We start from the raw sequence: 19742 nt of genomic DNA, 5'->3' as shown, positions 1-19742 counted from the left end.
TGTTCAATACCTCGGCTTTCTGGATTGGATTTCTTCTAAAAAGCTTATATAGTGTTCATAACGAAATGTCGCGATTTTTCCTGTGGCAACAGCCTCTTTCACCGCGCATTTCGGTTCTTTATAATGCAAACAGCCGCGGAACTTGCAACTGCTTTGATGTTCCTCGAACTCTGGAAAGCTGTCTGCCAACACTTCTGCAGAAATATCACCGAATTCCAGCATACTGAATCCAGGGGTATCTGCTATCAAACCGTTTGCAATTTCAAGCAGTTCTACATGTCTGGTCGTATGCTTTCCCCTGCCAAGACTTTTGGATATATCCGCTGTTTTCAACAACAACGAAGGCTCCAGGGCGTTAAGCAAAGAGGTTTTGCCAACCCCCGACTGGCCAGCGATCACAGTGACTTGATCTTTGAAATATGGCTTCAATGCTTCAGGGTCTCTTTCACCCTTCGCAGAAAACAAGATGACTTGATAGCCTATATTCCTATACTGCTGTTGTATATCTCCTAAATGAGCCAGCTCAGCTTCTGTGGTTCGGTCAACTTTTGTAATCACAATGATCGGTTTGATCTGTTTCGCTTCAATCAACACAAGAAAGCGATCCAATAGCAGGCTGCTGAAATCAGGCATTGTTGCCGAGCTTACCAAGATTGCCTGTGTGATGTTGGAAATTGGAGGTCTGACGAGTTCATTGGTACGCTTGGCAATATCCGTGATATACGCCTCATGCTCATCAAATGTGACGAAATCTCCAACGAGCGGGGTGATTTTTTGCTTGCGAAATAACCCTCTCCCTTTACAAGGATACACGACATCGTCTGCTTTCACATAGTAGAACCCGCTTAACGCTTTGATGATTCGACCTTCCTTCATTCACTCACCTTCTTTATAGTCTACTGTTTTATCAATAATCAGCTCATCGTCACGCATCACTTTATACTCACCTTCGGAATCAGGCGCGATCGTCAGCGTGATTGTATATTCTTTATCTTTCGTGATGGAATCTTCCTTAAACACTTCCGAAATATCATGGTCCACATCTTTAACGTATATTTTAACGGTTTGTGGTTTCGTTTTTTCCTTTTCTTCCTCGTCATCTTGCTGTTCATCCTTATTTCCTTCATCAGCAGGATCATAGGGAACAGTAAATGTAATGGTATGAGAAGCGGGTGGTTTTTCCTCCGGTCCAGTGGAAATATACACGTCCACCGTCTCACCCTTTTCAAGATTTGTATTACTATCCGGACTTTGTTTGATTACTTGACCTTTCTCGACACTCTCTGAGTGCTCCTCGATCTTATTCATTTTCAGATCATTATCATCCAAGTATTTCTTCGCTTCATCCTCTGTCATTCCTTTTAAATTGTTCAAACTGATCAATTCAGGGCCGATACTGATTTCAAAAATCACTTTTGTCTCACTTGGTATGACCTCAGAGCCGGCGGAGGGTTGTATCTGACTGATGATTTCCCCTTTTGGACGGTCGGAATGCTTTTCATATGCTATCACATCGTCATACTCATGATCTTCCAAAATCGCCTTCACTTGATCATAATCCCTGCCGACATAGTCAGGCATTTCCTCTTTTTCCTTGCCTTGGCTGACAAAAACAGTGACAGTGGCATTCTCTTTAACCGTTTTTCCCTGATGGGGGTCGGACTTCACAACAAGTCCTTCCTCGACTGCATCGGAAAACACTTTTTCTTTTTGCGCATATAAATTCAGTTCTTTCAGATGATCTACCGCATCTTCATACTCTTGACCAGACAGATCAGGGATAATCACATCTTTTGGCTTGATGAACCCGGGGACGAAAAACGCTGCTGCTGTAGCAGCACCAAGCAATACGATTAAAATAATCAAAATGAGCGGCCATTTCTTCCGCTTTTTCTTCTTTTGTTTACTGTTGCTTTTTTTATTTTTACCTTTTTTTTCCGGTTTGGAAGCTTGTTTTTTTCCTTTTGCCTGTTTTGTATCTTCATCAGGTGTATGAATGATGGTATCATCATGTTCATCTACTGGATGCGTATCCGTAATGATCGGTATTGCTTTTGTCTCCTCACCAGCTTCTTCCTGAGGAGTGAATCTCGGTTCGTTGACCCTTTCAGGGCTTAGCGCTGTTTCGAGGCTCTCCTGCATTTCATAAACCGTCTGAAATCGCTGAAATGGGTCTTTAGCCATCGCCTTTAAAACGATATTTTCCACACTCTGGGGAATATTCGGATTGAAATTCCTGACATACGGTGTATCGGATTGCAAATGCTTCAAAGCGATTGCAATTGGCGATTGACCGGAGAAAGGCAATTTTCCAGTCAACAATTCATAAAAAACAATGCCGAGTGAATAAATATCAGATTTTTTTGTTGCAGTGCCCCCTCTGGCTTGCTCTGGAGAAAGATAATGCACGGAGCCAAGTATGGAATTTGTTTGGGTCAAGGACGTTGCACTGAGGGCGATTGCAATACCGAAGTCAGTTACCTTGATCTGTCCATAACTATTGATCATGATATTTTGCGGCTTGATATCACGATGCACAATTGCATTTTCATGCGCCTGTGTAATGGCTGCAGTGATTTGTTTCATAATATCGATTGCTTCAGACACCTCTAATGGGCCAAAACGTTGTATGTATTCCTTCAAGGTCATGCCATCGACATATTCCATCACCATATAAGGCATTTCATCGTCTTCTCCGACATCATAAATACTGACAATATTGGGATGTGATAAGCTTGTTGCAGCTTGTGCTTCCCGATCGAATCTTGTAATGAATTCCTGGTCATTAGCAAATTCCATTCGCAGCACCTTGATTGCCACATCTCTGTCTAGTATGGTGTCACGAGCCAAATACACATCTGCCATCCCGCCTCCGCCAATCATTGCCTTGATCAGATAGCGTTCATTGAGCATACGTCCATTCAGCATGTACTGTCACCCGCCTCCACCTGTTGATGATGCATGATGACCAGCGAAATATTATCCTCTCCACCTCGATCATTTGCCGTATCAATCAATTTTTTCCCTAATGCGTCTATCGATTCGAATTCCATGAAATACGTTTCCATTTCATCGTCGTCAATCTTATCTGTCAGCCCATCAGAACAGAGCAGGAGCTTATCGCCTTTTTTCCAATATATGGATTGGATATCAGGCTTAACAAGCTTTTCAGTCCCGAGTGCCTTCAGCACGACATTTTTCCGTGGATGGTATTTGGCGTCTTCCTTCGAGATTTCCCCAGAACGGACCAGTTCATTGACAAGTGAATGATCTTCTGTGATTTGGTTCAATTTCCCGTCAGCATATAAGTAACATCTGCTATCACCGACATGGCCAATCGTGATAAATTCTTCTGAACAGACTGCTGTAACAATCGTTGTACCCATACCCCTGCATTCTTCATTCTCCAGAGAATATGCAAATACATCCTGATTGATTTCTTTCAATACGGAGCCGAGCCATTTTTCGGATTCGGCCGGAGAGTTAACGCACACATGCCGCCACTTTTCTTGCATGCTATCGGCAGTCATTTGGCTTGCCACATCTCCTGCCTGATGGCCGCCCATACCATCGGCTATAAGCACCAGCACCTGACTGGAGTCATTTCGAAAAACACCGCCTGCATCTTCGTTATGGTGTCTGACTTTTCCTGTATCAGTCATAAAACGTCCTTCCATGTTATCACCTCTTTATGCAGCTAGTCCGACAGACACTACTTGCCAGTTACTTTTCCTAACTAAAATATATAGTTAACTAAAACATTTATCAACTATTGTTTTGGTGCATGTTTCTTATTTTGGATAAAACCAACAATCATTTGGGGAACAGCCACAAGAAAAAAAAGCTTCGTATTTATCCTTCTGCCGTTTTGATTAGTCTCGTAAGGAAAAAACCTTCTGTTTCACCCTCATTGGGAAACAACTGGAGTCCGAATCGAGTCAGCCCCTTTGCATGCTGCAGTGATGGAGGGAGCTCTTCAAAAAATGCTGTATCTACTTGAAAGTGTTTATTCCGGGCTAAAAAATTTTCTACTATGTGCTCGTTTTCCCGCTTGTCAATAGTGCATGTGCTGTACACCATCATTCCACCAATTTTCAGCAGCAGACCAGCCTGGCTGATGATTTCTTTTTGAATCTGAGCCAATGCAAGAATATCTGTTTCTTTCTTTCTATATTTGATATCTGGCTTGGAACGAATGACTCCTAATCCTGAGCAGGGTGCATCGATCAATATTCTGTCAAAAAAAGCTCTCGGGTAATACTCCCCAATTTTTCTGGCATCTGCTTGTTTTGCGTCAATAATTGTCAAATGCAGCTGCTCTGCTTTCCTATTTATCGCCCGTATTTTATTTTCATGTAAATCATGGGCGTAAATGTGACCAGTGTCCCGCATTAGTTCAGCAATGTGAGTCACTTTCCCTCCTGGAGCACTGCATGTATCAAGCACTGTCATGCCAGGCTTCACCGCAAGCATTTCCCCTGCCAACATGGAACTTGGATCTTGTATAGTCAAATATCCTTCCTTAAATAAACGCGAATGCAACACATTGCCTTGTTCCACGATGATGCCTTGACTGGATATTTCCGAGCGTCTGGCCACGATTCCCTCATCATCAAGCTTCTCAAGCGCTTCCTCCCTCGTCATTCTGAGCGGTTGTATTCTTACCGCTGTCTGTTTAGGCTGTAATGTCGCTTCACATATTGCGCTGGCGGTTGCAAAACCATAACTGTCTATCCAATTTTTAACTAGCCACGACGGGTAGCTTGTTTGTATACTCAGTCTTTCTATGTCATTTTTTATGTCTGCTGTATCAGGGATTCCTTTTCGCTGTATATTTCGCAGTACCCCATTTACAAGCGCTCCGATACCTTTATGTCCTCTTTGTTTAGCTATTTCTACAGCCTCGTGAATAATGGCATGATCCGGAACTCTTTTTAGGTAAACCATTTGGTACACGGACATTTTTAAAAGTATTCTGACCCAATCTTTGATTTTTGCACCGTTTGTAAGGAATTGGTTCAGATAGAAATCCAGCGTCAGTTTTCGCTGCATTGTTCCATAAACGACCTCCGTCAGCAATGCGGCATCCTTTGTGCTAAATTGATTTGTTTTTATTTCGTGATCGATTAATAGATGGCTATAGCCGCCATTTTCGATCCTTTCTAGTGTTGAAAGCATCGATTTGCGCAAACTTAATTTTTCCAAACTTATTCACCCAATCTTGTTCCTGGCTTAATCCTGCCTGTCGCACCGTGCAAATAGTCCTTTACAGTCATCCGTTTTTTTCCTGCCGGCTGCATATCCACGACCTCAAGCCCTAGCTTATTTCCGCAAGCGACTATAAAACAGTTTTCTTTTACTTCCATGATTTCCCCCGGCTCTCCATCATACATTTGGCCATTCGGCTTTGCCCACCATATTTTCATTCGCTCTCCTTCATATAAAGTATAGGCAACAGGCCATGGGTGCAAACCACGAATATGGTTATAGATTTCTTGATCTGATTTCTCCCAGTCTATCTTTTCCAGCTCCCGTTTAATATTAGGAGCAAATGTCGCTTTCGTTTCGTCTTGTTTGTCAGCATTAACGGTGCCGGCAAATATTTCCGGCAGTGTCTCCAGCAGAAGCTCAGCTCCCAGCACTGACAACTTATCATGCATGGACTGGACATCATCTTCCTTCCCTATCGGAATGCTTCTTTGCTTCAGCATATCCCCGGCGTCCAATTTTTCGGCCATATACATGATCGTCACGCCCGTTTCCTTCTCGCCTTGCATAATGGCATAATGGATCGGTGCACCACCACGAAGTTTTGGCAGCAAAGAAGCGTGGACATTCACACAGCCGTAGACAGGGGCTTCCAAAAGTTCCTTTGGGAGAATCTGCCCGTATGCTGCCGTCACAATCAAATCAGGCTTGCAGTCCAATATAGGCTGGAAATCCAATCTGAGTTTCTCCGGCTGAAAAACTGGCAAATCATGTTTCAGCGCTTCTTCTTTAACCGGAGAAGGCGTCAATATTTTCTTGCGTCCCTTAGGACGGTCAGGCTGGGTCACAACCTGTACCACCTTATTATCTGATGCGAGCAATTTTTTCAGTATGCCGACTGAAAATTCAGGCGTGCCCATGAAAACGATTCTTTTCACATGAATACCTTCTTTCTACATTAACTGGTATGGCTGCATATCTACAAAAATCTGCAAACCATCCTTTTTTAATTCATCTTTAAAATGGGTTCGTATTTCCTCTATAAATTCTCTGATTTGTGGTTCGTTTTTGTATTTTATCATGCATTGATAACGATATCTATCTTTGACCCGCAACACTGGCGATGGAGTCGGTCCCAGTACAATGGTATCCGGACGTACTTTACCAAGAAGCATCTGCACCATTTGCTGTGCAGTCTGTATCACTTTCGCATGATTCACATCCGAAATAGTAATCAGCGTCAAAAATACATATGGGGGATATTGAAAAACTTTTCTTGTACGCATCTCCTGCAGGAAAAATTGCTGGTAATCATAATTAGCAGCAAGCTGAATACTATAATTATCTGGTGTATAAGTTTGCACGATGACTTCTCCTGGCAATTCATGTCTGCCGGCCCTTCCGCTTACTTGCGTCAACAATTGAAATGTTTTTTCCGCTGAACGAAAATCGGGCAGATGCAACATGGAATCCGCAGTCAGAACTCCTACAAGTGTGACATTGGCAAAGTCTAAGCCTTTGGCAATCATCTGCGTCCCCAGTAAAATGTCACCCTCCTTATTCGCGAATTTCTTGAGCAACCGCTCATGAGCGCCTTTTTTTCTGGTCGTATCGACATCCATACGAATGACCGATGCTTCAGGAAGCAATCTCGTTAATGCTTCCTCTACTCTTTGGGTACCGGTTCCGAAATAACGAATCGATTCACTGCCGCATGCAGGACAGTCGTTGGGCATGGGTACTTCATAAGCACAATAGTGACATTTTAACTTGTTGGCATTTCTGTGATAAGTAAGTGCGATATCACAATGCGGGCACTCGATAACATGTCCGCAGTCGCGGCACATGACAAACGTGGAGTATCCTCTCCGATTTAAAAGCAAAACTATCTGCTCATTCCGGTAAATCGTCTCTTTCATTTTTTCCATCAGCACACGGGAGAACATCGTCCTGTTACCCTCATGAAGTTCTTCGCGCATGTCCACTATTTCCACTTGGGGCAGTGGTTTCTTATTTGTACGCTCATCAAGGGAAGCCAGTTTGTATACGCCCTTTTTTGCCCGGGCGAAGGTTTCCAATGTGGGCGTTGCACTCCCCAGAATCACCGGGCAATTGTGAAACACCCCTCGTTTGATTGCTACGTCTCTGGCATGATATCGGGGCTGGTCTTCTTGCTTGTATGAGGTTTCATGCTCTTCATCTATGATGATGATGCCAATATTTTCAAATGGGGCAAATACAGCTGATCTGGCTCCCACCACGACTTTCACTTCTTTTTGATGAATTTTTCTCCACTCATCATATTTCTCCCCGCTGGATAATGCGCTATGCATTACAGCTACATCCGAGCCGAATCTCCCTTTGAACCTGTCTACCATCTGCGGAGTGAGTGATATTTCTGGCACCAGCACAATCGCTTCCATCCCTTTATCAATCACTTTTTGAATTGCCTGCAGATAAATTTCCGTTTTGCCGCTTCCTGTTATACCATGCAGCAGGAATATATCGTGCTCGTCTGCGGAAATGCATCTGTTGATTGGATCGATAGCTGCTCGCTGCTGCGCTGTGAGCTCAAGCGGAAAAGTCCGTTGGAATGTCTTATCATCATACGGGTTCCGATATATTTCCTTTTGATATTGCCGTAAAATCGATTTTTTTACTAAAGTTTGCACTGTCTGATTAGTCGTTTGCGTAAGTTTCAGCAATTCGGAGCGTTCGATTGGTTCATCGTTCTCTGCAAAAAAAGCCAGCACCTGTTTTTGCTTTTTGGCATTGTGAGGGATGTCTAAAAGCACTTCTTCCAGCCGATGGCTTTCTATACCTGGTTCAACCATAGTCACCTTTTTCTTCGTCACCCTGGATTTTACAAGATAATGCACTTGGATAGCGTCGTTTTTTATCGCTTTCTGCAGGACAGTGTAGGGAATATTCGAATGTTCGAATGCCTCAAATGCGATCACTTCCCTGCCTGCAAAAAGGGTATCCAATTCTTTCCCGAGAGAATCATCTGTCTGCCGGGACAGTTCCTTCTTGTACTGGGCTTTCAACACTTGTGGAAGCATGGCTTGATATGCTGTGATATAAAAGCTCAATGTATCAGCTGCAAGCCATTTCCCCAATTCCAGCAATTCTTTCGTCAAAACCGGTACAAAATCCAATACCTCTAAAATCTCTTTCATCTTCCTGATGTCGTATTGCGTGTGCTCAGACTGGCCAACAACGAAGCCCATGATTTTTCTGGGGCCAAACGGTACGATCACGCGCATACCAGACTCGAGAATGTGCGCAAATTTGTCCGGAACCAGATAATCAAATGTTTTATTGATTTGCCTTGTCGGTATATCGATGATTACTTTGGCGATTGTCAATTTAATTCATCCTTCATGTCACGATCGATCAGAGACAGGATTTGGTTGGCCACTTCCGCTTTTGTTGCTAATGGAATTTCTGTTTCTTCCATATTTTTATTGATGTAAGTCACGATGTTCGTGTCTTTTTCAAAGCCTGCTCCGTCCACTGCAATATTATTGACTACAATGGCATCCAAATGCTTTTTTTTCAATTTTTCTTTGCCATATGCAAGCGGATCAGCAGTTTCTGCTGCAAACCCTACCAGGAATTGATTTTCTTTCTTTTCCCCAAGCTGCTGCAGAATATCTGTCGTTCTCTCCATCTCAATCCGCAACTCGCCTGGTTTTTTTTTCATCTTTTGATTGTAAACAATTTTAGGACGATAATCTGCAACCGCGGCTGCTTTGATAACAATATCCTGGATGGGAAACTCTCGTTGCATCGCTTGATTCATCTCTTCAGCAGTCTCTACATCGATGCGCCTTATTTTTTTATCCTTTGTTTCCTGGGAGACGGGGCCCGCAACCAAAGTTACTTCAGCGCCCATTTGTGCCGCTTCTTTTGCCAGGCTAAAGCCCATTTTACCTGAGGAACGATTTGTAAAAAAACGTACTGGATCTATTTTCTCCCTCGTAGGTCCTGCAGAAATCAGCACTTTCTTCCCACTCCAAATTTGTTTCTTTTGTTGATGCCGGCTTATGGCGTCTACAATACTTTCCGGCTCTTCTAATCTTCCTTTTCCGATCCAGCCACAAGCCAAATACCCTGCACCAGGCTCGATAAAATGGCAGCCGCGATCAGCTAATAGTTGCATATTATGTTTAACTGCAGGATGGCTGTACATGTTAACATTCATCGCTGGGGCAATATAAATATCTGCTAATGTCGCCAGCAAGGCCGTCGTCAGCATATCATCGGCAATCCCATTTGCCATTTTCGCCAGTATATTAGCTGTTGCAGGTGCGATCACGAATATATCCGCCCAGTCAGCAACATCGATATGGGCTATTTTTTTGAAATCTTTTTCATCAAATGTATCTGTGTAGACGGGATTTCTTGATAATGCCTGGAATGTCAAGGGGGAAACAAATTCAGTTGCATTTTTTGTCATAATCACTTGTACATTCGCTCCAGCTTGTGTCAATTTGCTTGTCAACGCACATGCTTTATAGGCTGCTATTCCACCCGAAACGCCTAACACTATATTTTTATGTTGCAGCATGTTGAAACACCCCTCATTACTATGATTCTATTCTCCGCTGATTACTTTTTCCACGAGGAAACCAACATAGCCAGTTCTATCATGTCGATCGCTGCTGACATCACCATGCATGATGGTGAATGGTGTCCTCATGTCGTTTTCTTAATAGAAAAAAGCCCTCGCCAGAATTATTTTGCGAGGGTTTCGTTATTTTCCAGAACAATTTTGCCAGCATTGATTTCTTCGAGCGCCCTGCCGACATTCTTTTGAGATTTTGGATGATCAATCATCAGATTGTTCAGCTCTTTTATTTGTCTCGCTCTTTTCGCTGAAAGGATAACAAGGGTATATTTGGATTTAACTTTCGTTTGCAATGCATCAATAGATGGCTCCAACATCATGGTAATTCGACCTCCAATATTTTTCTGTACTCTTTTTCGACGCGTTCTCTTTTCAGATGTTCGCTTGCAATGATGGACTGAACATTTTCGACCGCACGATTAACATCATCATTCAACACCGCATAATCATAATTATCCATCATTCTAATTTCTTTTTTGGCCTCTGACAAACGATTTCGCACGAGTTCATTTGTTTCTGTCCCTCTGCTGACTATACGATTTTTCAATTCTTCGAGGCTTGGCGGCAGCAGGAAAATAAAAACGCCGTCAGGAAAATTCTTTTTCACTTGGAGGGCACCCTGCACTTCAATTTCCAGAAAGACATCATGGCCCTTTGCAAGCATCTCCTCCACATAATCACGAGGGGTTCCATAATAATTATCGACATATTTAGCGTATTCCAACAGTTTATTTTCCTCAATGAGCGTTTGAAATTCATCTTTTGATTTAAAGAAATAGTCGATACCGTTCTTTTCCCCTTGGCGCATTCCTCTGGTCGTGGCTGAGATGGAATATTTCAAGTCATTTTTCCGGTTAAAAATCTCTTTCCTCACTGTACCTTTGCCGACACCGGAAGGCCCAGACAAAACAAATAATATACCTTTATTCTCAATCAACAGTCATATCCTCCAATTCCACAGCTGCATGCAGTTTACATATCAGCTAATTCATCATGGCTTACTAGCCGCTGGCCGACAGTTTCAGGCTGAACTGCTGATAATACCACATGGTCACTGTCCGTTATAATTACCGCACGTGTTCTTCTGCCATACGTTGCATCTACCAATTTATTATTTTCTCTGGCTACTGTGATGATTCGCTTCACCGGTGCAGACTCCGGAGATACAATCGAAATGATCCGATTGGCCGAAACTACATTGCCAAAACCAATATTGATTAATTGCAATCCCAATCCGTCTTCCCCCTTAAGCTAAGCACGTCTCTAGTTTTTCTAGTCATACATACTATTATAAAGAAACAAGGACATAAAATACAACTGTTTTATATTTCGCTTAATAGTGCGCGCAGTCTGCCAATTGAATATTTGAAGATGCTGATATACCTTCCGTTACCAAAAACAGGACTGCCGTTAACCGACAGTCCACGTAAATTTCATTTTTTTGTATAACCGAACAGTACTGTCGGCAGCGCGCTAAGTGCCAAAATCAACATCCAATCTTTCACATCAATGGATGTGGTATGGAAAATCGGCTGCAGCGGCGGCCAATATATAACGACCAGCAACATCAAGGCGGAAGACAACACTGCCAGCAGCAAATAAATATTTTCGAAAGGATTGCGATGGAAGACTGACACTTCACTGCGGCAGTCAAATACATGTATCAGCTGAGCCATAACCAGTGTTGAAAAGGCCACTGTCCGAGCAAAAGTGAGGTTTTCCGGGTTGTTTTGGTAAGTGATCATAAAAGCAATCAACGTGACGACACCGATCAGCAGCCCTCTGCTTACGATTTTAAATCCAAGACCTCTTGAGAACACACCTTCTTTCAGTTGGCGTGGCTTGTTTCGCATCACGTCATCTTCGGGTTTGTCCAATCCAAGTGCCATTGCCGGCAGTCCATCTGTTACGAGGTTGACCCAGAGAATCTGCACTGGCACGAGCGGCAATGGTAACGACAGCAGCATGGCAAAAAGCATGACGAGTATTTCTCCTACATTGGATGAAAGTAAATACCTGATAAACTTGCGTATATTTTCATAGATATTCCTGCCTTCCCGAATCGCTTCTTTAATAGTGGCGAAATTATCATCCATTAGTATCAGCGACGAGGCCTCTTTTGTAACATCCGTTCCGGTTATGCCCATACTTATGCCAATATCACTGGCCTTGATGGCGGGTGCATCGTTGATACCATCGCCGGTCATTGCCACTACATGTCCCTTTTTTTGGAATGCCTGGACGATTTTCAGCTTGTGCTGCGGTGTGACTCTGGCAAAAACATATACGTCATCAATGATTTCAGCCAACTCATCTACTGAGGCTGAGGAAATTTGGTGGCCTCCCATCACAAGACCGTTTTCAGGCAACATATCAAGCTTCTCGGCAATAGCCTTGGCAGTTTTCAAATGATCTCCGGTAATCATAACGGTTTTAATTCCGGCTTCCCTGCACTCCTTAACTGCTTCTTTCACTTCTTTTCTTGGTGGGTCAATCATCCCATATATGCCGACGAAATGAAGGTTTTTTTCCACTGTATGAGCTTCCAGGCTGTCCGTAGCCTTTAGAGGTTTGACAGCTATTGCAATAGTGCGCAGTGCTCTTTCCGCCATTTGCCCAACTGCAGTCTCAATCGCTGTTTTGTCTTTGTCTTTCAACACGGTTCTGCCATTGCCATGGTCAATATAAGTAAGGCGGGGCAGTAATATGTCCGGCGCACCTTTTGTGATCGCGAATCGCTGCTCGTTTTCATCTTCCACAATGACACTCATTCGCTTTCGATCTGAATCAAATGGAATTTCTTTTATTACACGGAAATCCTGCTGAGCTTCCAGAGGGAGCCCGTACTTTCTCGCAGCAACAATCAATGCACCGTCCGTCGGGTCGCCATCCACCACATATTTCCCTTTTTGTATTTTAAGTAAAGCATTATTGCACAGGGAACCGAACAAGAGCATATCCTTCAAATTCGCAAAGGCACTATCTACCTTGCGCCCGTCTAAATAAAATCCACCTTCCGTCTGGTAACCCTCTCCTGAAACTTGTAAATGATGCCCCTGGTGGTATATTTCTTTAACTGTCATTTGATTTTGTGTCATGGTTCCAGTTTTATCAGAACAAATAACTGAGGCACAGCCTAAAGTCTCGACAGCAGATAGTTTTCTGACGACTGCTTTTTTACGAATCATTCGCTGAACACCAAGCGATAAAGCAACTGTCACGATTGCCGGCAGCCCCTCAGGGATAGCTGCAACGGCTAATGATACGCCAGCCAGAAACATTTCGTAAAGCGGGTGTCCATGATAAACACCGATCCCAATGACAAGTGCTGTGAGCATCAGTGCAATGACAATTAGAATTTTGCCAAGCTCTGCCAGCTTCCTTTCCAGCGGAGTAGGCATTTTCTTTGTGGTACTCATTAAGGAAGCAATTTGCCCCATTACTGTATGCATTCCTGTCGCAACTACGATACCTGTACCCGAACCGCGTGTGACCAAGGTTCCCTTAAATGCCATATTGGTTTGGTCCTGCGCTTCCAAATTAACTTTTTTTATGGCGGACGCATGTTTGACGACCGGGAGTGATTCGCCTGTGAGCGCGGATTCTTCCGTCTCCATTGCTTTAGATGTGCTGACACGCAAATCTGCAGGTATTCTGTCACCGCTTTTTACTTTGACGATGTCCCCAGGCACTAAATCTTTGGATGGCAATTTCACCCATGATCCCTCACGTAAAACGGTTGCTGTCGGAGCAGCCAGTTCCTTCAGTTTTTCCAGTGACTTTTCGGCCTTCTGTTCTTGAAAGTATCCGATAAAACCATTCACGAAAACGATGAACATGATAGCAATGGCATCCACGAATTCTCCCAGCATCCCGGCAATCAAAGTTGCCCCAAGCAGCACGAGCACCATGAAATCCTGGAACTGTTTCAAAAAAATCAGCCAGCGGGACTGTTTATCATTAGATTTTAATTCATTGCTGCCAATTTTTTTTTGCCGCTGCTCTGCCTGCTGATTTGTAAGACCGTTTTGGATATTTACATGCAGTTTTTTTTCTGTTTGTGCTGTATCTAATTGATACCATTTTTCCACATTGCATTCCTCCATGCTAAGATACCGTTGTTCATACTTTATGAAACCGTATAACAAAACAATCAAAGAGGTTGTTCAAAAGGTCAGGTAAACATCACACTCCACCATTTATTGCTTGGACTATCTTTTGTCGCGTCTTACTGGAAACTACAGAAGCTAGCAAATCCTGTCCAAATTGTATAAAGCCATTATTTGAGGGGAGGCAATTATTCGAACGCAGGTCATCACAACCTTAGCCGAGCAAGTTTCTTTTCCCTTCCTTTTTAAGACGCGCTCTAATGGATATCTATGCAGACATGCCCTTAAAAATGCTATAATTGCTAAAGAGGTGAAGCAAAATGCCATTTGACGGAATTGTCGCCAAAGCAGTGACAGAGGAACTTGAAGACACTATATTGCCAGGAAAAGTAACAAGAATATACCAGCCTACTGATACAGAATTGGTTTTCACAGTACGAAGCAAGGGAAAAAATCACACATTGCTCTTATCCATACACCCTACTTATGCGCGCTTTCACTTGACAGAGGACCGATTCCATAATCCGCAGGAGCCTCCCATGTTTTGCATGCTTTTGCGCAAATATTTATCGGGAGCCATTATCGAGTCGATTGCACAATATGGGATGGAACGAATCGTGTTTTTTGACATGGAAGCAAAAAACGAGATCGGAGATGTGACCCGCCAGAGGTTAATCGTTGAGCTTATGGGCAAGCACAGTAATCTCATGCTAATAGATAAGGATAAAGGGCATATTCTTGATAGTATGAAACACATCGGTATGATGAAAAACCGTTATCGCACTATTTTACCGGGAGCTGAATACAAATTACCCCCTATGCAGGATAAGTTGAACCCGTTGGAAATTAATGGAGATACCTTCATCCAAAGACTGGATTTCAATGCAGGTAAACTGGATCAGCAAATTGTGCGTAACTTCACAGGCATTTCTCCTTTCATTGCCAGAGAACTTGTCCAAAGGGCAGGTCTCGGTTCCCAGAATGCTTACAAGAAAGCATTTGAAGAATTGCAAGAAAAAATGAAAATACGGGATTATAAGCCGGCTATTTATCTTCAAAAAAGAGAAGAATTCCATGTTATAGAAATCATTTCCGCCATTGAAGAGGCACAAATATACAGTAGTCCAAGTACTATGCTCGATGCATTCTACTCTGGTAAAGCACAAAGGGACAGAGTGAAGCAACAAGCAAAAGACCTTTATCGTCTGATCCATAATGAACTGAACAAAAACGAAAGAAAATTAAAAAAGCATTACCAGACAATCGATAACGCGCAGGACGCTGCCAAATACCAGAAGCTCGGTGAGTTGCTGACTGCTAATATGCATATGGTGAAAAAAGGAGATAAATCAGTCTCTGTCGTCAATTACTATGACCCTGAACAGACCGAGATGATCATTCCACTCGATCCGTATAAAACACCGAGTGAAAATGCGCAGAATTACTTTAAAAGATATCAAAAACGCAAAAATTCCAAGATAGCGATTGAGAAAGAAATAGAAAAAACAAAAACGGATATTGCCTATTTCGATCAATTGCTGCAGCAGATTGAGGCAGCAGGAGATGACGATGTCGAAGAAATAAGAGAAGAATTGCGCGAAGAGGGTTTTTTGAAAAAACAATCCCATCGAAAAAGAAAAAATAAACCATCCAAGCCAGTTTTGGATAGTTTTCAAGCGACAGATGGAACGATCATCTTAGTTGGAAAAAATAATAAACAGAACGAATATTTAACAATGAAAGTTGCTCACCGTGATGAAATATGGCTGCACACGAAAGACATACCAGGATCCCATGTCGTTATCCGAAACAAGGAACCATCCGAAGAAACCATTTTGGAAGCAGCCAACATTGCAGCCTATTTCAGTAAATCAAAAAACTCTGCCTCCGTCCCCGTGGACTATACAAGGGTTCGGCACGTAAAGAAACCGAATGGAGCGAAGCCGGGCTTTGTCACATACACTGACCAAAAAACAGTTTATGTCACACCCTCAAAAGAAAAAGCAGAACGTATGATGGATCAATGAGTAAGCCAGGCACCGATATTATAAAATCGGTGCCTGGACTTTCACTTCCCAGCTTGGAATGTATTCACTGCAGCTTGGGCCACTTGGACATCTTGAGGGACAGCCCCACCACTTACTCCTATACCACCAACAATTTTTCCATCCTGTTCCAGTGGGAACCCTCCGCCAAAAACGACTATTTTACCTTGATTGGTCGATTGTAAGCCCCATAATTCGGCGTTCGGCAAAGTCGCCTTTTCAAGTTCCGAGGTTGGCGTTTTCAAAGCAACTGCTGTCCAAGCTTTATGAAATGCGATGTCTACACTTGCCAGCCATGCATCGTCCATACGGTGGACAGCGATAAGGTTTCCACCATCATCTACGACCGATATGACCATCTGTACACCTATTTCACTCGCTTCTTTTTCAGCACTTTCAATTAATTGCTTTGCTTTTTCCAAATACATTTGTGACAAAATATCCTCCTCCTTTTATATACTTATAAGCTTCACTGCTATTTGTGGTGTACCTATCTCAACATTCCATGCGGATCGATGATGAATTTTTTAGCCACCCCACTATCAAAATCCGCATATCCCTGTGGTGCCTCATCCAGGGAGACAACCGTCGCGTTCACTGCTTTCGCGATATTCGCTCTGCCATTCAATACCGCCATCATCAGCTGGCGTTGGTATTTCATAGCAGGGGTTTGACCGGTTACAAAAGCATGTGCTTTTGACCAGCCTAGTCCAAAGCGAACCTGCAGTGAGCCCTGCTTTGCGTTTTCATCCTTGGCTCCAGGATCTTCAGTGACATAAAGGCCAGGTATGCCAAATTTGCCACCTGCCTCGACTACATCCATCATGGTATTAAGTACTGTGGCAGGGGAACCTTCATAGTCCGTTCCGTGTCCATATGCTTCAAAACCAACTGCATCGACTGCACAGTCAACTTCAGGGATGCCCAGTATTTGTTCAATCTGTTCACCGACATCGTCATGTTCCTGTAAATTGATTGTTTCGCATCCAAAACTTCGAGCCTGTTCCAGCCGCGCAGCATTCAGATCACCAACAATCACAACCGCCGCACCGAGTAATTGTGCAGAATGGGCCGCAGCCAAACCCACTGGCCCTGCCCCCGCTACATAAACCGTAGAACCTGTGGTCACCCCGGCGCTCACAGCCCCATGGTAGCCCGTTGGAAAGATATCAGTAAGCATGGCTAAATCCAACATCTTATCCATTGCCAGATCTTTATCAGGAAACTTCAATAATTGAAAGTCTGCGTAAGGTACCATCACATATTCGGACTGGCCTCCAACCCATCCGCCCATATCTACATATCCATAAGCACCGCCTGGGCGTTCCGGATTGACGTGCAAACAAATATGAGTATCCTGGCGGCGGCACATCTTACAGCGTCCGCAAGCTACGTTAAAGGGTACCGATACAATATCACCTTTCTTGATGAATTCCACATCTCGTCCAACCTCGATGACCTCACCGGTAATTTCATGACCAAGAACCATCCCCGACGGCGCAGTTGTACGGCCGCGTACCATGTGCTGGTCACTGCCGCAAATATTCGTCGCTATATTTTTGATGATGACACCATGCTCACATTTCCTGCCTTCATTCGATTTTGGAACGCCAGGTCCCTCGTGCAAAACCAAATCTGGATAAGGAATGTTTTCCACTTCCACTTTACCATTGCCTTTATATACCACTCCGCGATTATCAGCCAACAACATAACCTCCTTGATAGTTTGCTAGATTTAACTCGACCGGGCAGGGAAAAAAGAATATTGGTGACTAACTTCACTAGACTTCTTCCCGTCTTTGAAATCATGAAAACGTTTTTAAAGAAGGCATTTAAATCATTGTGGCTTTTCCCAAGCAATGAGTTGGGATTATAACCATATAAAATGTACTAACGGGTAATGATTACACTTTTCTCTCGTCTAAAAATGTCTGTTTTGTCAGTTCCCGAATAAAAATATCAACTTGTGGAAGCTTGCGGATACCTTCCTGGAAACAAAGCCAAGTATGTCTTGTCACCGGCTCACCCTCAAGTTCCAATGCGATGTGCGGATAATCTTTTTTCATTGATTCCGATACACTCTCCGGCAGCACTGCCATCCCTATTCCTTGTTTCATAAATTGTTTGCATGTCTCGATCTGATCAACAGTGATCGCCTTTAATGGCTTGATTCTATCATTATGGTGATATAGCCAGTTATCTACCAGCTCATGCATGCTGTCATCACTTTTAAAAGATATTAGCGGGCGTTCTTTTAGTTTTCCCGCGGGGAAATCCTCCGTATCAAAAATATACAGGGGATCCTCGAATAAACTGATACAAGTACTCTCTTTCAGTTTTTGCCCTCTGATAATACAAACATGGTAATCTTTATGATGCTGTTTAATATCTTCACTAATACCAGTGACCAGATCAATAGTCACTCCAGGATATTTAGCCGTGTAATCTCCAAGAATCGCAGGAAGAAAACGCTGGCTGATCAAGGATGAACAAGCGATCGACAGCGTTCCTTTTATCTCATCACTCGTTTGAGCAAGCGTATTTTTAACTGCTGCTTCTCTTGCCACCACTTCACTCGCATGGTTTAAAATGATCTCCCCGCCGGGAGTTAAAACAAGACGCTTAGGCGTCCTGATAAAGATTGGCATACCAAAATAATCTTCAATATACTTTAATCGCTGTGTAACCGCCGGCTGGGAAATCAGGACTGATTTTGCTGTGCCTCTGATTGTTCCTACCTCCTGCAGTTTTAATAATAATGCGTAGTCGTCAATACGCATATACTCATCTCCATCTGATAATTTTTGTTTATCTAATATAATTATATAACAGTATTTTACTTATTGCATATTACCAGTTAATCTAAAGGAAAGATTTAAGGAAGGGATGATCAGGTTGCATGAAAAAGATTTGACAAAGAAACAGTTCGGAGAAAACGCGCAAAGCTATGTCACTAGCAGCACTCACTCCAAAAAAGAGGATTTGAACGCGCTTGTTGCATTGTTAAAACCACAAAAAGATATGGTTGCATTGGATATAGCGACCGGAGGTGGACATACCGCAAAATACCTTGCGGCTAAGGTGAAACGTATAATTGCAACAGATTTAACAAAAGAGATGCTCGCTGCTGCTAAAGACCATCTGAAACATATCGATAACATCGTGTTTGCCGAAGCCGATGCAGAACAGCTACCGTACCCGGATAATCATGTTGATATTGTCACCTGCCGGATTGCCGCGCATCATTTTCCATCCCCGCAAAAATTCGTGGCAGAAGCGCGGCGTGTACTGAAAAAAAATGGGAAATTTCTATTGGTGGATAATGTTGCTAGTGAATATGCCACTTTCGATTTTTTCATCAACAAAATGGAAAAAATGCGGGATCCCAGCCATGTAAGGTCATTAAACATTTCCGAGTGGGAAGCGTTGTTTGAAAATAACGGACTTCAATTGTTATATGAACAGAAGAGGAAAAAAAACCTGCCTTATCAAGAATGGGTATCGCGTATGATGAGCTCACAGGAAGACATCCAAAACGTAACCAATTTTATTTTGCAATCTCCCCAAGAAATACAAAATTATTACCAGATTGTATATGATACATCTGGAGATATCGTATCATTCAGTCTGGACGAATGGGTTGCTGTTTGTAAAAAAACATAAGCGCAGGCATGCCCATCCATGTTGATAGCCAAAGCTTTTCGTTGAAGGCCAAACCAGATGGCATACGCGCTGCATGCCATCTGG

Annotated in this window: 16 protein-coding genes; 2 read left to right on the top strand and 14 right to left on the bottom strand. The window is 43.1% G+C overall.

What is annotated here, in order from left to right; genetic code table 11:
• Nucleotides 1–3: 3 nt before the first annotated feature.
• From rsgA to ACFSMW_RS03485, 11 genes are all read right to left on the bottom strand, one after another.
• Entirely contained in the window at nt 4–876 is an 873-nt protein-coding gene (gene rsgA, locus ACFSMW_RS03535) for a ribosome small subunit-dependent GTPase A (protein WP_390353063.1), read from the bottom strand.
• Nucleotides 877–2928 carry a Stk1 family PASTA domain-containing Ser/Thr kinase gene (gene pknB, locus ACFSMW_RS03530; protein ID WP_390353061.1) on the bottom strand — a complete coding sequence of 684 codons (2052 nt, stop codon included), beginning with the start codon at nt 2926–2928 and terminating at the stop codon, nt 877–879. It lies immediately after the preceding gene.
• A complete protein-coding gene (locus ACFSMW_RS03525) occupies nt 2922–3677 on the bottom strand; it encodes a Stp1/IreP family PP2C-type Ser/Thr phosphatase (protein WP_390353059.1) in 756 nt (251 codons plus the stop codon). Before ACFSMW_RS03525 ends, pknB begins: the two co-directional genes overlap by 7 nt.
• Nucleotides 3678–3852: 175 nt before the next feature.
• On the bottom strand, nt 3853–5205 hold the full coding sequence (rsmB, locus tag ACFSMW_RS03520; RefSeq protein ID WP_390353057.1) for a 16S rRNA (cytosine(967)-C(5))-methyltransferase RsmB: 1353 nt from the start codon (nt 5203–5205) through the stop codon (nt 3853–3855).
• 2 nt (nt 5206–5207) lie between these two features.
• A complete protein-coding gene (fmt, locus tag ACFSMW_RS03515) occupies nt 5208–6146 on the bottom strand; it encodes a methionyl-tRNA formyltransferase (protein WP_390353055.1) in 939 nt (312 codons plus the stop codon).
• A 15-nt stretch (nt 6147–6161) separates the two neighbouring features.
• Entirely contained in the window at nt 6162–8576 is a 2415-nt protein-coding gene (gene priA / locus ACFSMW_RS03510; protein ID WP_390353053.1) for a primosomal protein N', read from the bottom strand.
• Entirely contained in the window at nt 8573–9781 is a 1209-nt protein-coding gene (coaBC, locus tag ACFSMW_RS03505; protein WP_390353051.1) for a bifunctional phosphopantothenoylcysteine decarboxylase/phosphopantothenate--cysteine ligase CoaBC, read from the bottom strand. Before coaBC ends, priA begins: the two co-directional genes overlap by 4 nt.
• 167 nt (nt 9782–9948) lie before the next feature.
• Nucleotides 9949–10161 (bottom strand): DNA-directed RNA polymerase subunit omega, encoded by a 213-nt coding sequence (gene rpoZ, locus ACFSMW_RS03500; protein ID WP_390353050.1) that lies wholly within the window; start codon nt 10159–10161, stop codon nt 9949–9951.
• Nucleotides 10158–10778, bottom strand: coding sequence for a guanylate kinase (gene gmk, locus ACFSMW_RS03495; RefSeq protein WP_390353048.1), 621 nt, complete (start codon nt 10776–10778; stop codon nt 10158–10160). Before gmk ends, rpoZ begins: the two co-directional genes overlap by 4 nt.
• 35 nt (nt 10779–10813) lie before the next feature.
• Complete coding sequence (gene remA / locus ACFSMW_RS03490; RefSeq protein WP_390353047.1) at nt 10814–11074, bottom strand: extracellular matrix/biofilm regulator RemA; 261 nt, start codon at nt 11072–11074, stop codon at nt 10814–10816.
• A 200-nt stretch (nt 11075–11274) separates the two neighbouring features.
• Nucleotides 11275–13947 (bottom strand): calcium-translocating P-type ATPase, SERCA-type, encoded by a 2673-nt coding sequence (locus ACFSMW_RS03485; RefSeq protein WP_390353045.1) that lies wholly within the window; start codon nt 13945–13947, stop codon nt 11275–11277.
• A 323-nt stretch (nt 13948–14270) separates the two neighbouring features.
• On the opposite strand from ACFSMW_RS03485, the gene ACFSMW_RS03480 reads away from it, so the two are divergent.
• The gene (locus ACFSMW_RS03480; RefSeq protein WP_390353044.1) at nt 14271–15977 is read left to right on the top strand and encodes an Rqc2 family fibronectin-binding protein; all 1707 of its coding nucleotides are present in this window, start codon (nt 14271–14273) and stop codon (nt 15975–15977) included.
• A gap of 41 nt (nt 15978–16018) precedes the next feature.
• On the opposite strand, the gene ACFSMW_RS03475 is transcribed toward ACFSMW_RS03480, so the two are convergent.
• From ACFSMW_RS03475 to ACFSMW_RS03465, 3 genes are all read right to left on the bottom strand, one after another.
• Complete coding sequence (locus ACFSMW_RS03475; RefSeq protein ID WP_390353908.1) at nt 16019–16423, bottom strand: GlcG/HbpS family heme-binding protein; 405 nt, start codon at nt 16421–16423, stop codon at nt 16019–16021.
• 62 nt (nt 16424–16485) lie between these two features.
• On the bottom strand, nt 16486–17706 hold the full coding sequence (fdhA, locus tag ACFSMW_RS03470; RefSeq protein WP_390353042.1) for a formaldehyde dehydrogenase, glutathione-independent: 1221 nt from the start codon (nt 17704–17706) through the stop codon (nt 16486–16488).
• A gap of 193 nt (nt 17707–17899) precedes the next feature.
• Nucleotides 17900–18775, bottom strand: a complete 876-nt coding sequence (locus ACFSMW_RS03465) for a LysR family transcriptional regulator (RefSeq protein WP_390353040.1) — start codon at nt 18773–18775, stop codon at nt 17900–17902.
• A gap of 115 nt (nt 18776–18890) precedes the next feature.
• On the opposite strand from ACFSMW_RS03465, the gene ACFSMW_RS03460 reads away from it, so the two are divergent.
• Nucleotides 18891–19658, top strand: coding sequence for a class I SAM-dependent methyltransferase (locus tag ACFSMW_RS03460; protein ID WP_390353038.1), 768 nt, complete (start codon nt 18891–18893; stop codon nt 19656–19658).
• The last annotated feature ends 84 nt before the right edge of the window (nt 19659–19742 follow it).

Origin of the sequence: Tigheibacillus halophilus, assembly GCF_042683165.1 — a bacterium.
Lineage (GTDB): Bacteria > Bacillota > Bacilli > Bacillales > Amphibacillaceae > Tigheibacillus > Tigheibacillus halophilus.
Note: the sequence above shows the minus strand (reverse complement) of the source record. Positions and strands in the feature narration are given on the sequence as shown.